The organism is Bradyrhizobium sp. AZCC 2176 (assembly GCF_036924645.1).
Classification (GTDB): domain Bacteria; phylum Pseudomonadota; class Alphaproteobacteria; order Rhizobiales; family Xanthobacteraceae; genus Bradyrhizobium.
In genome coordinates, this window is the sequence record NZ_JAZHRX010000001.1 from 977,290 (window position 1) to 991,838 (window position 14,549).

Here is a 14,549-nt window from a genome sequence, read left to right on the forward strand (position 1 = left end):
CTGATGGCCACCGAGGAAATCGACCCCCGCTTTGCCGATCTTGATGCATGGTCGCTTGCCTCGGCGATGGAAGCCATGTGGGAGGGCCAGCTTGCGGCGGTGGCAGCGATCGGGCACGCGCTGCCGTCCATCACGGCGGCCACGGAGGCAGCGAAGGCCGCCCTCGGCGATCGCGGACGTATTGTATATGTCGGCGCCGGCACCTCCGGCCGGGTGGCCGTCCAGGACGGCGCCGAACTGATGCCGACCTTTGCCTGGCCTAGCGAGCGGGTGCACTTCATCGTCGCCGGCGGCGACAGCGCGTTTGTTACCAGCGTCGAAGGTGCGGAGGACGATGTCGACGACGCGGTCAGGCAGGTCAATGCCGCACGGCTCACCCCGCACGACGTGGTGATCGCGGTAGCCGCCAGCGGGACGACGCCATTCACGGTAGCGGCGCTGCAGCAGGCAGGCTCCTGCGGTGCGGTGACGATCGGCATCGCCAACAATCCCGGCACCGCACTGCTGGAAGCGGCAAGGTTTCCGATCCTGGTCGAGACCGGCCGCGAACTGATCGCGGGCTCCACGCGAATGAAAGCGGGAACGGCGCAGAAGGTCGTGCTCAACCTGATCTCCTCGGGGATCATGCTGCGGTTCGGGCGGGTCTATCGCGGCATGATGGTGAACATGCAGCCGACCAATGCCAAGCTGAAGCGGCGCGCCGAGGCCACGGTTGCCCCCCAGATCGCGCACTGCGATCCATCGCAGGCGGCAAGCTCGCTCGAGCAGGCGGAGGGAGACATCAAGAGGGCTGTCCTTCTGGCGCTCGGTATCGGCAAGGATGATGCCGAGACCATCTTGCGCCGATGTGACGGCAACCTGCGCCGCATCTTTGCCGAGCTTGCCAAAGAACCTGACCGAAATTCCAAGGCGCCGGCCACGCGAAGGCAGGCTGGAGCGGTTGAGCCATGACGATTTCGGCGATGGCGGCTGAGATCGGAGAAAGTGCCGACGTCGTCGCCAGGATTGCCCGTAACCGCATCGCCACGCGTGACATCGCCCAACGAATCGGGATCGGCGCTGCGCCCCTGTGCGTCGTGTGCGGCCGGGGAAGCTCGGGACACGCCGGCGTCTTCCTGAGATATCTTGTTGAGACCCGGCTTCGCCTTCCCGTGTCAGCCAGCGCCCCTTCGGTGACGACGGCATTTCGCACGCCCTTGAAGCTGCGCAATGCGCTGTTCATCGTGATCTCGCAATCCGGACGCAGCCCGGATCTGGTCGCAGCGACCAGGTCGGCGCGCGCCGCAGGTGCCCGCACCATCGCCATCGTCAATGCGACGTCGTCGCCGGTGGCCGATGAAGCGGAGTTCGTTGTTCCAGTCGAGGCAGGCCAGGAGCACTCGGTGGCGGCGACCAAGACCGTGATCGGCTCGATGGCTGCGGGCGCTGCGCTTGTTGCGGAGCTGGCTGATGATCGCGCGCTACGGTCCGCTCTCGACAGACTGCCCGAGCGGCTCGATCGGGGGCTGGCGCTTGAATGGTCCGAAGTTGCCGATGATCTCGCCACGGCGTCGGCCGCCTTTGTAGCGGCACGGGGCATGGGCCTAGGCTCGGCGCGGGAGATCGCGCTCAAGCTTTCGGAAATCCTGCGCCTACCCTCGATCGGTCTGTCCGCCGCCGAGCTGCAGCACGGGCCGCGGGCCGCCCTCTCCTCGCGCACGCCGGTTGTCATGATGCGGATCATGGACGAAACGGCCGCCGCGGTCGACGCGCTGGCACAGGAGTTGCGCGAGCAGAAGATCGTGCTGCATCTGTGCGGCGGACCGCATGGCTCGTTGCCGTGGCTGCGCGAGGATGACCCCGCCACCGACCCGATCGCCATGCTCGTTCCGGCCTATCGGATGATCGAGCAGGCGGCACGCGCCCACGGATTTGATCCGGACCGCCCCCCTCGCCTGAGCAAGATTACCGAGACGTTTTGACAGCTCTCGGTCCGCTGGCTGCGCTCTCAGTTTTGAAGTGGATCGACGGGTACGAGAAAGGCAAAAACATATTTCGTATCGCCGTCTTCGGCTTCAGCCCATTTCCTGCCAATCTCCAGTTCAGCACTTTCGGAAAGATTTGCGCGCCGCACGGTGAGCGCGGCTTTTCCGTCCCAGACAGGGCGCCCGCCGGACGCGTAAGCGCCCAGTTCCTCTGCGAGCCACTTCTGCTTCCTGAATTTTTCAGCCGAACGCGCTGAAGTTGCAGAGAAGACCAGCACAGGGGTGCCTGCAACTTCCAGTACGAAGCCATCCTGTTTATCCAGGCTCGGACGTGTTCGAGATGCGTCTGTTGACGTAGATGTTGGAACACGAATGCCCTTGCTCATTGAACCGCCTTCTCCGGCATTGGCTGCCAGGACTGTAGGTTCTGAGCACCAACATGTGTCCCGGACATGTTGTCGCGCCAAATCTTCCCGATCAGTCATTTGATATGACGGCCGGCACCGAAAACGTTCAGGCGGGGATGCTCACCAGTCCTTCAAAAGCGCCCTCCGATGCAAGGCGGACGGCTTCGCTTCAGTTGCTCTGGCTCATCGACATCCGTCGATCCGGCCGGGGGAACTGTTCGTCGCACGGGCTGCATGCACGGAGCTCGTGCAAGATCCTGTCCCTGTCCTCGGGAGAGATAACCGATGCAGACGCGGACCGGCTTGGCTTTGACCCCATAAATACCTGCCGAACGCCGAAACGACAGATCACACTGTCCAGACTCTCCTCGTCGCGGCGAAGGCGGTGTCCATGGAATTTCATCCATCTTTCGATCCGGTGCAGGCTCAACCGTCCCAGGCCCGGCTGCTCAAGAAGCTCGCTTCTGGTATGCAGCGATGCGATCTCGAGGAGGTAATTGATGCGCGTGGATAGCTCCTTGCCGACGAGCCCGCCGTGCTGGCTGCGAAGCAGTATGGTTGCAATTCGTTCGGGCAAATAGATATCCATCTGCTGATCGAGAAGGACGGATCTTGTCATAATCAGTTCCACGTTGACCTGCAGCTTCCGCAGATGCGTCTAAGAATGAATCTACCAGCGCCACCGATGTCTGTCGCAGAACACATTGCCTTGCTGACGTCTGTTAGATGGATTCTAAGCCAGATCTTTTCCATGTGACGCCTAACACACGTAAAAGTTGCTTCCGGTTGTGTGTTTATCGAGTAGCCGATGGATATGGCGAACTCTCACGAAGCTGAACAGGGACCGCTTGCGGCATCGCTATCGATGGCGCGCGCAAGCCGCTCCCTCGCGTGGTCGATCGCGGTCAAATCCACGACGCCGCAGGATGCACTGCGCGTGCGATGCCTGCCGGAACCGGGCATCGTGAGTCCAATCGGGCAGCTACAGCCGGAAGAGATCGCACTCTGGCTCGCCGCGGTGCCTCCCGCCCCGGACTTCATCGGCGGTTCTCCCGGCGCGCTCAGTTTCGCGCAAGCCGCAAGTGTGATCGACAGCAGCGAATCCGATCGTCTGGCGCGGTTCCTGCACATTGAGGATCGAATCAGTTATCTGGCTGCGCATGCTGGCGCTCGCTTTCTGCTGGGCAGCCTTGTGGGGCAACCTGCCAATGCCCTGCGGTTCGAGCCGTCCACGCACGGCAAGCCGGTGCTCGTTGCTGGCCCGCCGAAGCTCGACTTCAGCCTGAGCCACTCCAGGGGTGCGGTTTCCATTGCAGCCGCATCCATGCCGGTCGGGGTCGATGTCGAGCCGTTGCGTGACATCACCGATATGGAGTCCGTCAGCGAAATCGTCCTGGCCGCAGAGGAGCGCAAGGTCCTATCGAAGGCTCCAGCGGCGTTCCGATCCCGGCTCTTTCTGCGCTACTGGACCCTGAAGGAAGCGGTACTGAAAGCAGCCGCTGTCGGATTTGCGATTGCCCCGAATACGCTGATTGTCGATGCAGGCCCATCACCTGCAGTGCTTTCGGTGCCGGCCACGCTTGGATCAGCCACGCAATGGCGGCTCATCGCCCCCGCGATCGAGCCGTTCTAGGCGATGAGCTCACGGCGCGAAATCGTCGAAAGCAGAGACTCGGCGATTTCCTGCGAGCGCGTCGCCAGAACAGAGAGCAACGTGTCGCTCAGGCCGTGAGATGACTCGGAATATCCCTGGAGATGAACTTGCGGTCGAAACGCGGGGCTGGTCGCGAGCCTGTAGTTGCGGTCGACCGCGGCATCGCGGATATAGCGTCGGATCGGTTCCAGAAACGCGTGCGGCGTTTCCCTGTCGTAGCCGGTGGCGAGGATGACGGCATCGTAGCAGGAGCGGCTGTCCCGGCCCTCGAATTTGTCAACCTTACCGATTTCGATGCCTTCAACTGCTGCTTTGACGCCCGTGATCTCGCTGCGCGGATGCAGCTCGACGCCTGTCGTGCCGCTGACGCGCTGCTGGTACAACAGCCGGTACAGTTGATCGAGCAGATCGGCATCGACGACGGCATAGTTGGTGTTCCGGAAGTTGCGCACGATCGCATCCCGCCGCTCGCCCGGCTGGGCGAAGATAAAGTCCGTGTAGTCCGGGTTAAAAATCTCGTTAACGAAGGGACTGCTGTCGGACGGCTTCAACGCATGGCCGCGAAAGATCAGATCAATGCTCGCTTCGGGAAAACGACCGCGAAGGTCGACGGTCACCTCGACCGCACTCTGCCCTCCCCCAATAACGGCCACGCGCGTCGCTTTTCGGCCAAGCCCAGCGGCCCCGACCGTATCGAGATAGACGCTTGAGTGAAACAATCTGCGATCATCGGCGATGTCAGCGAACATCTCTGGAATAAAGGGCTTTCCCCCTACTGCGACCACCAGGTTCCTCGCCAGCCGCACTGTTTCATCGCCGGCAAGCGTGCGCGAACGAACGCGCAAGGATGTCACGGATTGTCCAGCCATCACCGGCTCGACGGCGACGATGGCTTCCCCGTAGACCGCCTGAGATTTGAACTGGGCGGCGACCCACCGCAGATAGTCATTGAATTCCAGCCTGCTCGGATAGAACGTTCGGCAGTTGATGAAATCCTGCAAGCGACCGCGCTTGTGCAGATAGTTCACGAAAGTGAACGGACTGGTCGGATCGCGCAACGAAACCAGATCCTTGAGAAACGAGATCTGCATGTCGCTGCCCGGCAGGAGCATGCCACCATGCCAGGTAAATCGGGGCTGCTTCTCCACGAACAGAGGGGCGCATTTCAGGCGGAACTTTCTGGCGGACTCGTCCAGCGCGATCGCAAGCGCAAGATTGGAGGGCCCGAATCCGACGCCGATGACGTCGTGCTCGATCGCAAGCTGGTGAGACATGAAGCTGCGCTCCGTTCGCGCGTCAGGACGTGGCCGCCGGGACTGTGGCTGCCGGCAGCCACAGCCGGTCGCCAAAGAAGCGTTCGCGCAGCAGCATGACGAGGGTAGCCCGCTTGTGCGGAAAATCGAAATTCTTGATCTTCGCGAATCCCGAGAGGTCCAGATTGCGGAGTTGCTGCGAATGCGCCGCCGCCGGCTCACCGACGATTCGCTGCGTCCGGCAATCGTCCAGGAACACGTAGTGCATCAGCGATGGCAGCCAGGCACTGATGTAGCGGCGCCCGCGATAGGCATCCTCGCCGACGACGACATGCCAACCGCGATCGTAGTCGCCGGCATCGTAGAACGGCGCGATGCGGTTTTCCTTGGCCCAGTAGAGTTCGAAATAGCCGAATGGCTCGTCATCGAAGCAACCGATCAGCGGCAGCATATGCGGGTCCGCCAGAATGCCGGACAAATACCGCCGATGCTTATCGAGATCGCCCGCTTCGTTCCAGAACGCGTCGACGCGAGGATCATTCATCCAGCGGTGCAGCAGATGCAGGTCGTCGTCCGTATTGGCGACGCGAAAGGAGATCACTTCGCCGAGCCAGGGTATGAAGCGGGCATACACCTTTCCGGCCGGCTTTGGCGAGCGTCGCGGATGGCGCTTGCCGTCCGTCATGACGTGGAGTTGCGGCAATGGCGGCCGCTCGGCATTGACCAGCCAATTATCCCGCCGCTGCATGATCAGTTCAGGAAGCAGCACGAGATCCGCCTCCGCCATGACGGCGAGGCCATGGTCCATCAGCTCCCGTGCAACGGATTCTTCGCCGCTTGACTCCAGCACAATCCGGTCAAGGCCCGGGCGCCACCCGAACATGGCTTCTGCTGCTGCCGAAACCGCTGATATCGCGAGTTGCGGATCGTCGGGAGCGTTCAATATTTTCAGGCGATCCAGCCGATCGTCGAGGCGCAGACGCATCACCGTTGCGGCGCCCGCGGCAACACGGAGGTCTCTCTCGCCGTCTTGAACGACCGTCATGGCGGAATGCGGTCCGATCGGGAACGCGCGAGAGCCTGTCGCGGAGCTCGAAGCTTTGTTCATCAGGCCCTCGCATCGCAAACATGATTGCTCAAAACAGAACCGCGATCTTCACTCGCGCTTGCGATGTAAAGCACTCCCGCACAGGATGACAAGGAATGCCGGCACACGCAGATTAGATTCCTTACAAATCCCACGAGCCGGCATCGCAAAAGGCATCATATGCTTTTCGCGGAATACATTTTGAAAGAGCCCGAACTTCGACTCAAATTTTTATTGAGAATAAAATAGCTCTAAAGCGATGCGTCGGTTGGAACCGATGACGACTTGATGACGTCATGTTCCGTCGCCTCGCCTGTGACAATCTTGCCGTGGCGAAGTCGCACAAGGAGATCGGCCGCACCGAAATAGCGGTCGTCATGCGAGATCACGATGATCGTCTTGCCCATGCGCTTCAGGTCAGGCAGTAGTTCCGTGTAGAAGATATGCCGGAAGGCAGGGTCCTGATCCGCGGCCCACTCGTCGAACACGAGGACGGGCCTCTCCTCCAGCCATGCGTTCATCAGAGCCAGCCGCTTGCGTTGCCCGGTCGACAGGTCCGTCGTTGTAAAAACGCCGTTCTCGACCGAAACCTTGTGCGCGACCTCCAATCGCTCCAGATAGCGTTCCGCGACATCCGGCACCACTCCCGCGCCGTGAAGCAGGTCTTCAAACAGGTAGTAGTCGGAAAAGATCGTGGTGAAGAGTTGCCGGTAATCATCCCGCGTTTCCGTCACGACAGGCAGGCCGTCGCGAAGCAGCGTACCGTTCTGCGGCGCGTAGAGACCGAGCAGCAACTTGATCAGCGTGGTCTTTCCGCTTCCGTTTTCGCCGACAATGAAAACGACATCCCCCCGGCGGACATGCAGGTCAATCGGTCCGAGAATGAAGGCGGCGCTGCCGGGCAGCGCGCGAAAACCATACGATACGCCGCGGAGTTCGATCGATTCGATCCTGCCTGATCCGTCAGGCGCAGTCGAAGGCGCGGCCAGCAAGTCCGGTTCGGGTGTCGAGAACTGTTCGGAAAGCTCGGCAATGCGCTTCATCGCCACCTGCGCGCGGCCCAGCGCCGGCAGGATTCCGATGACCTGATCGATGGGCCCGCGCATATAAAGCAGCACCAGGACAAAGCCGCTGGAGACCGCAGCAGGACTGTCGGGCCAGAAGAACGGACGCAAGGTCAGCGCTACGCCGATCACGACGAAGAACAGTATCGTGCCCAATGCCCGCGCCGTCACGAACAGATTGATCGACTTCACCTGCACCGCGCTGATCCGGTCGACAGTGCGCTGAAGCTGCTCGACATAGACGCGCTGACGGCGGGCGCGATTCAGGCGCAGCTCCTTCGCACCCTCGGCTATCGCGCGGTAGTGCTTCTGCAGTTCGTCTTCCGACTCCCGGGCGATATTGAAGCCCTGAACGCCCCGCGTTCGCGCATATGCGTGCGCTAGCGAACCAAGGATGATGACCAGCCCCGTGATCAGAAAAAGCGGCCACGACAGCACCGCCAGGTAAACCATGCAGCCGAACGTGATGACGAGGGATACGAAGAAGGAAGAGAAGAAGAACGCGAAATCGCTGATCGTATCGACGTCCTGCGTCAGAACGGGGATCAGGCGATGTGTCCGATAGATTTCGAGCTGATCGATCGGGGCTGCCAGAATCTTGGCGGCGAGCGACTTGCGAAGCTCGGCGATGATCCGCTGTCCGACATAGTTGGCGCTGATATCGGCACCGACGGATCCGATCAGGATCAGCAGGCACAGGCCGGCGAACGCGTAAAGCAGCGTCGTAACGTCGTCCTGCGACGCGTAGAGCCCGCGATTGACGACCGCGAGCAATCCAGCAACGCTGGCGCCACCGGTAACGCCGAGGACGATACCGCCGAGCACGATCGGCCAGTATGGCCGCAGGAGATGCAGGATCTGCGCGGTCAGGCCGCTTCGTGGATTCATCATGAGTGCCGCGCGCTGGAGTAGAGCTGAAGCGAACCTACACGGCCCGTTGTGATACGAACAGCCTTGCCGGAGTGATGCGAATACATGATGGCACCATCGTTCTTCCAGAGCTTATTTTTCGGCCTTTTCGATGGATTCTAATTTGTGATCGGCAACGCGTTTAATAAAATGAGACGACTGGTACCGCCTTTGCATTGCAGCCGATGAGCGAGTAGGACATGGATCCAGCCGCCGTGTCGGCGCCGCGATATCCGAAAAATCGAAGCGCTTGCAGGCCAGCATCGGACAGGCCCGACTGGAGGACGACTTGGATTCGCTTATCTCCGAAACCCGCATCCGGCTTGCCGATGCCGCCGGTCTTGCCGCCCGGATGATCGATCATTTGGCAGAGCATGACATCGCCTTCGAGGACCAGGATGGCCTGATGGTGGCGAAGCTGCCGTTTGGAACCAGCTCGCTCGCCGTTGAGGCCGAGGCGCTCAAGATCCGCGTCGAGGCCAACGACAAGGGCAACCTCGAAATGCTGCGCTCCGTCGTCGCGTCCCACGTCATCGAGTTCGCCGGCGACAACGCGCCAGCCATCGTTTGGTCCGGCCATGAATCCAATGGCGGCACGCTTGCCAATTTCCGCGAAGTGCGACTGACGGCAGCGATCGACCTGACGCCGCGCATGCGCCGGCTGACTTTCACCGGAGACGACATCGCCCGCTTCGTGAACGATGATGACCTGCATGTTCGCCTGTATTTCCCGCCGGAGGGCCTCGCCAAGCCTGAGTGGCCGTGGCCTGCCTCGGACGGACGCATCCTTTGGCCCGAACCGGACCGCCGGCCGGTCACTCGCTACTATACGATCCGCCGCATCGACCTGCCGACCCGCGAGATCGATATCGATTTCGTGGTGCATGATCATGCCGGCCCCGGATCGGCATTCGCCCTCAACGCGCAAGCCGGCGCCATTTGCGGCATGGCCGGCCCCCTTGGGCGAAGTATTCGCCCGGCGCGCTGGTTTTTGCTGGCTGGCGACGAAACCGCCCTGCCCGCCATCGCACGAATTCTCGAGACGCTGCCGGCAACGGCTGCGGGTGAAGCCTTCATCGAAGTCGCCGATCGGCTTGAAGAGGTTCCGCTGATCGCGCCTGCCGGCGTGTCGATCCGCTGGCTGCATCGCGGCGACCGTCCGGCCGGGACGACGCAGTTGCTGGTCGATGCCGTCAAGGCCGTGCGATGGCCAGACCATCGCGAGGTCTTTGCATGGGTCGCTTGCGAAGCACAGGCGCTGAAGGCGCTGCGAAACCATTTGCGCGACGAGCGCAAGCTCACTCGCGAGCAGCATCTTGCGGTCGCGTATTGGAGCCTGCGTCAGCCATGACGTCCCCCCATTCGCGGATCGACGGGACGGCGTTCACCTCGCACCGCATACTTTGCTCAGGCGATTTCCCATGCACGTAGTTCGGCCAAGCGAAATCGCGCAAGCCTCGCCCGACGCGCCCGCGCCCCTGTTCGAGCTCGACCAGGTCGGCTTTGCAGTGGCTGGCCGCGCGTTGCTCGAACCGCTCACCCTGTCGCTTCCCGCGCGCAGCGTCGTGGGCCTGATCGGGCACAATGGCTCTGGCAAATCGACCTTGCTGAAGCTGCTGGCGCGACAGCAGCCAAGCTCATCCGGCACGATCCGTTTCGAAGGACGCCCGCTACGTGAATGGAGCGACCGGGAATACGCCCGCAAGGTCGCCTATTTGCCGCAGCAGACGCCGCCCGCCGCCGGCATGCTGGTCAAGGAGCTGGTCGCGCTGGGCCGCTATCCCTGGCATGGCGCGCTCGGCCGATTCGGCGACACCGACCGCGGCAAAGTCGCGCAAGCCATGGCGCTGACCCATATCGAGCCGTTTGCGGATCGGCTGGTCGATACATTGTCGGGCGGTGAGCGCCAGCGGGTCTGGATCGCGATGCTGGTTGCGCAGGACGCCGAATGCCTGCTGCTCGATGAGCCGACTTCGGCGCTTGATATCGCCCATCAGATCGAAGTTCTGTCGCTCGTGAAGCAGCTCGCCCGCGAGCGCAATCTCGGCGTGGTCGTCGTGCTCCATGACGTCAACATGGCGGCGCGCTTCTGCAACGAGATCATTGCCCTGCATTCGGGCAAGCTGATAACCCGCGGCGCGCCCGACAGGATCATGACGCCGGCCGAACTCGAAACCATCTACGGCATTCCGATGGGCGTAATGCCGTCTCCGGATCACAGCCATCTCATCAGCTTCGCGCGATGAAATGGGCGGTCATCCGCCCTTCCATCGCGGCATGTCATGTTCGCCGCGGGCGCAATAGCCAAACCAGATAGGGTCCGGCGAGCATCATCGCGAAAATTCCGGCGGGCATCTGGAACGGAAATATCACCATCCGCCCGGCCCAATCCGCTGATACCATCAGTGTAGCGCCAATCAGCGCGGCCAGCGCCGCCTGATGAAGCGCGCGCTGCGCTCCCATCATCCGCGCCATATGCGGCGCGATGAAACCGACGAGACTTAGAAGCCCCACCATCAAGGTCGCCGTCGCCGTCAGCAACGCGGTCAGCAGCATGATGATGACGCGGCTTGTCGCCATCGATACGCCCACCGAACGCGACGCCGCAGCGCCGAGCGGCAGGATATCGAGCCAGCGTGACAGCATCGGCACCATCACCAGCAGGACGATGGCGGCGGTGGCCAGTATCGCGGCCTCGGTCGGACCGATCTGATAAAGCGATCCCGCCAGCAACGACAGCAGCATGCCTATGCGGGGATCACCGGTCGCAAGCACCATGGCCATGATCGCGCCGAACGCCGCGCTCATGGCGACACCAGCCAGCAGCACACGCTCCGGACTGAATTCGGACCGCCGGCTGAACAGCAGAACCAGCCCGAGCACGATGAAGGCTCCGATCCCGCCGCCTGCAATCTGCGCCACGCGAGTGTGGGAAGGCAACAGGTACAGGAGAACGAGCACACCCATCGCGGCGCCGTAGCTGATGCCCATCACCTCTGGAGCCGCCATCGGATTCCCGGTCATGCGTTGCAGCAGCGTGCCGGCCACGGCCAGCGTAGCCCCCGCAGCCAATGCCGACACGACGCGCGGCCAGCGCCACGGCAGAAACTCCTGGATGCCGGTCAGGCCGCTCCAACTCCAGCCCTCTGAACCGACCCCGACGGCGAGCGCGATCCAGACCACCAGCAACAGCAAGGCGACGGCGGACAGGATCACCCGCCAAGGATGGTCAAGACGTGATGGAGCGGATGGCGTGAGGTTCCCTACCGGCACGGTGGCCCGTAGCCGCGGCAGCAACACAAGCAACATCGGCGCACCGATCAGGGCCGTGGCGGCGCCAGCCGGCATTTCGCGATAGCCGGGCGGAATCAGCAGCACAAGCTCATCTGTCAGCCACAGCAGCAGGGCGCCGCAAAGTGGAGCCCAAATCAGCCGGTCGCGAAAACGGCGCGCGCCAGACAGCATGACGATGGCCGGCGCCGCAAGACCCACAAAACCCATGACGCCGACCACGCTGACAACCGAAGCGCTGAGCGCGATCGCAATGCCAAGCGCGCAGACCCGTGCTCCCGTCAATCCGAGGCCGAGATTGCGCGCGGTCTCGTCATCGAAGCCGAGCAAGGTCAGCGGGCGGACCATCGTCGCGATGAGCACAAAGGAAATAATGAAACGCGGCGCGAGGAACGCGACGGTGTTCCAGTCCTGCTGATTGAGAAAGCCCGCGCCCCAGATGAACAGGCCGATCAGGTATTCATGATTGAGCAAGACCAAGGCCTGGGTCGTCACGGCGCAGTAATAGGCGACGATCAGCCCGGCAAGCACCAGCACGACTGGCGATAGCGCGCGGCGCCAGGTGAGACCGAACACGCACAGAAACGCGGCGAATCCGCCTATCAATGCAATCCACTCGCGGCCGAAGGCAAGCAGCGACGGCGCCCACAAGGTTGTCACGGCCAGCGCGAGATAGGCTCCATTCAGCACACCGAGGGTGCTCGGCTCGGCCAGCGGATTGCGCAGCACCTGCTGGCACACGGTGCCGGCCAGACCCAGCGCAGCGCCGGCGAGCAGCGCCACCGCGATGCGCGGAAACACCGTGTAGTGCACCAGCATCTGCTGCGGATCGTTAATCTCAGGACGCCACAGCACCGGCAACCATGCGCCAGCCGGCAGGTATCCCGACAGATGCCGCCACGTCAGCGCAGCGGCCGCCGCAAACAGCAAACCGATCAGCATCGCCGGATGCATCTCGATCCCGGACCGGGCGGGCAGCGCGTCAACCTTGCTCATTGTTTTCCTGCGGCAGACGTTCGGCGAGAAGACGTGCAAAGCGTTCGGCCGCCGGCACACCGCCATAGAAGAATTGATTTCCCAGCACCGTCAGCCGCCCCGACCGGAGAAACGGCAGGGTCCGCAGCACCGGGCTTGCCTTGAGCAGGGCTTCGATATCGGCGACCCGCGAACTCATCAGAACCAGTCGCGCGTCAGGGACCGCGGCGAGCACTTCGAGGCCCAGGCTGGTATGTCCCCACGGACCGCTCTGTCCGGTCCAGGCATTCTGCAATCCGAACTGGCTGAGCACCTCCTGATAGAGGCTGTTCGGGCCGAACACGAGCGCGCGGTTGCGCGCGATCTCGCTGACGAGATAGAGCGGCTTGCCGCCGCGGCCCTGAAGCTTCTCGCGATAGCCGGTCATCGCCGCATCGAAACGCGCCAGATAGGCCTCGCATGCGACCTGCACGCCGAGACGCTGCGCGAGCTCCATCGTCGAACGTCGCGCGGTTTCCAGCGGATGTCCGCCGGGCTTGAAAATGGTAAAGACCTCGACCGGCGCGATCAGCTTGAGCCGGGGCATTGCCGCCGTGATGCTGGGATCGATGATGATAATATCCGGCGCGAAGCTCTGCAGCAGTTCGAGATTTGGCTCCGAGCGCAAGCCGATTTCCTGAACGCTTGAGGGGACAGCCGGCTCGACGACGAGTCTGCCGTAGCGCTCGATTTCCGGAATGACCAACGGCACGACACCGAGCGCCAGTATGGTCTGTGCACAGGCCCAGCCAAGCGCGGCAACGCGGGGGCCGGATTGCGATCCACCGGTTTGCGCAAGCGCGATCGGCAAGCCACCCGCAAGCATCCCGCCGCCAAAGCCCAGACCCGCGGCCAGAAGCGCGCGGCGAGATGGCCTGTGATCGGAGACTGACCTTTTGCTCATGGGATCCGGTTCGGGAATGCCTTGCGGCGAGGCCGCGGTGGGTGAGAGCTATGACATACCTTCATCCGCGCCGTCTTTCCACATCATGCCGCGTTGCGCCAGCGGCCCGAAAAGCGCGGGCCAGCGCCTGCCCAATCGCGGCCCGCGCCTGCAAGGCATCGGCCACGACGTTTCCCATGCGCAGGAACTCATGGATCATGCCCGGATAGATCTGCAGATCGGCGGCAACGCCGGCGGCGCGGAGCCCTGCCGCGTAGTCGCGCCCCTCATCCACCAGAGGGTCATATTCGGCCAGCACGATGAGCGCCGGCGGCAGCCCTGAGAGGTCGTTCGCGGCCAGCGGCGCAAAGCGCCAATCGTCGCGATCGGACTCGTCGCGGAGATATTGCCGGAAGAACCAGTCGACGGTGCTGCGTTCCAGCAGATACCCGGAACCGTACCGTTCGTAGGAACTGGACGTTTGCCGCGAGCTCAGGCCGGGATAGGCGAGAACCTGAAGCACGGGCTGCGGCAGACTTCGATTCCCCCTGGCCTCGATGGCGAGCGCAGCGGCAAGCGTTCCGCCGGCACTGTCGCCGCCGACGGCCACGCGGCCGGCGTCTATCCCCACAGCAACCCCCTCGCGGCCGATCCAGGCCAACGCATCGACCGCATCCTCGAATGCGGTCGGAAACTTGTGCTCCGGCGCAAGCCGATAGCCGACCGACAGCACGGCCGCGCCGCTGTCTTCGGCGAGCCCGCGGCACAATGGCTGATGCGAATCGAGACTTCCGACGACAAAACCCCCGCCGTGCATGTAGAGAAGGACCGGCGCCGGATTGCGAGTGTCTGGCTCCCCGTGCGCGTAAAGCCGCGCGTCGATCATGGCGCCATCGCGTGTCGGCAGCGCGAGTTGACGCTCATACGCGAGCGCCGGCGGATCGACATCGAGCAGCGGCGAGGATGCATCGAAATCAGCCCGCGCCTGCACGGCCGTCAATTGCGGAAACGGAATGCGCGCGC

The 14,549-nt window shown here is 62.8% G+C and carries 13 protein-coding genes; 5 read left to right on the top strand and 8 right to left on the bottom strand.

Annotated elements, in window-relative coordinates:
• Positions 1-3: 3 nt before the first annotated feature.
• Together V1288_RS04410 and V1288_RS04415 are read left to right on the top strand one after the other, a co-directional pair.
• The gene (locus V1288_RS04410; protein ID WP_334355914.1) at positions 4-951 is read left to right on the top strand and encodes an N-acetylmuramic acid 6-phosphate etherase; all 948 of its coding nucleotides are present in this window, start codon (positions 4-6) and stop codon (positions 949-951) included.
• Entirely contained in the window at positions 948-1,961 is a 1,014-nt protein-coding gene (locus V1288_RS04415; RefSeq protein ID WP_334355915.1) for an SIS domain-containing protein, read from the top strand. The genes V1288_RS04410 and V1288_RS04415 overlap by 4 nt, the downstream gene beginning before the upstream one ends.
• Positions 1,962-1,987: 26 nt before the next feature.
• Here V1288_RS04415 and V1288_RS04420 read toward each other — a convergent pair whose 3' ends face one another.
• Positions 1,988-2,350 (bottom strand): hypothetical protein, encoded by a 363-nt coding sequence (locus V1288_RS04420; RefSeq protein ID WP_334355916.1) that lies wholly within the window; start codon positions 2,348-2,350, stop codon positions 1,988-1,990.
• A 190-nt stretch (positions 2,351-2,540) separates the two neighbouring features.
• Complete coding sequence (locus V1288_RS04425) at positions 2,541-2,990, bottom strand: hypothetical protein (protein WP_334355917.1); 450 nt, start codon at positions 2,988-2,990, stop codon at positions 2,541-2,543.
• Positions 2,991-3,179: 189 nt separating this feature from the next.
• Here V1288_RS04425 and V1288_RS04430 point away from each other — a divergent pair, with 189 nt between their 5' ends.
• Entirely contained in the window at positions 3,180-4,004 is an 825-nt protein-coding gene (locus V1288_RS04430) for a 4'-phosphopantetheinyl transferase family protein (RefSeq protein WP_334355918.1), read from the top strand.
• Here V1288_RS04430 and V1288_RS04435 read toward each other — a convergent pair.
• The 3 genes from V1288_RS04435 to V1288_RS04445 form a co-directional block, all read right to left on the bottom strand.
• Positions 4,001-5,374 carry a lysine N(6)-hydroxylase/L-ornithine N(5)-oxygenase family protein gene (locus V1288_RS04435; RefSeq protein WP_334355919.1) on the bottom strand — a complete coding sequence of 458 codons (1,374 nt, stop codon included), beginning with the start codon at positions 5,372-5,374 and terminating at the stop codon, positions 4,001-4,003. The genes V1288_RS04430 and V1288_RS04435 overlap by 4 nt on opposite strands.
• Positions 5,322-6,323 (bottom strand): GNAT family N-acetyltransferase, encoded by a 1,002-nt coding sequence (locus tag V1288_RS04440; RefSeq protein WP_334355920.1) that lies wholly within the window; start codon positions 6,321-6,323, stop codon positions 5,322-5,324. Before V1288_RS04440 ends, V1288_RS04435 begins: the two co-directional genes overlap by 53 nt.
• Before the next feature lie 293 nt (positions 6,324-6,616).
• The gene (locus tag V1288_RS04445) at positions 6,617-8,317 is read right to left on the bottom strand and encodes a cyclic peptide export ABC transporter (protein ID WP_334355921.1); all 1,701 of its coding nucleotides are present in this window, start codon (positions 8,315-8,317) and stop codon (positions 6,617-6,619) included.
• 310 nt (positions 8,318-8,627) lie between these two features.
• Here V1288_RS04445 and V1288_RS04450 point away from each other — a divergent pair, with 310 nt between their 5' ends.
• Positions 8,628-9,689: a siderophore-interacting protein gene (locus V1288_RS04450; RefSeq protein WP_334355922.1), complete on the top strand. Its 1,062-nt coding sequence runs from the start codon at positions 8,628-8,630 to the stop codon at positions 9,687-9,689.
• A gap of 70 nt (positions 9,690-9,759) precedes the next feature.
• A complete protein-coding gene (locus tag V1288_RS04455) occupies positions 9,760-10,584 on the top strand; it encodes an ATP-binding cassette domain-containing protein (RefSeq protein ID WP_334355923.1) in 825 nt (274 codons plus the stop codon).
• A 34-nt stretch (positions 10,585-10,618) separates the two neighbouring features.
• Here V1288_RS04455 and fhuB read toward each other — a convergent pair whose 3' ends face one another.
• The 3 genes from fhuB to V1288_RS04470 all read right to left on the bottom strand — a co-directional run bounded on the left by fhuB (position 10,619) and on the right by V1288_RS04470 (position 14,517).
• Positions 10,619-12,625, bottom strand: a complete 2,007-nt coding sequence (fhuB, locus tag V1288_RS04460; protein ID WP_334355924.1) for a Fe(3+)-hydroxamate ABC transporter permease FhuB — start codon at positions 12,623-12,625, stop codon at positions 10,619-10,621.
• Entirely contained in the window at positions 12,612-13,547 is a 936-nt protein-coding gene (locus V1288_RS04465; protein WP_334355925.1) for an ABC transporter substrate-binding protein, read from the bottom strand. The genes fhuB and V1288_RS04465 overlap by 14 nt, the downstream gene beginning before the upstream one ends.
• A gap of 61 nt (positions 13,548-13,608) precedes the next feature.
• Positions 13,609-14,517, bottom strand: coding sequence for an alpha/beta hydrolase (locus tag V1288_RS04470; protein WP_334361189.1), 909 nt, complete (start codon positions 14,515-14,517; stop codon positions 13,609-13,611).
• Between the last annotated feature and the right edge of the window lie 32 nt (positions 14,518-14,549).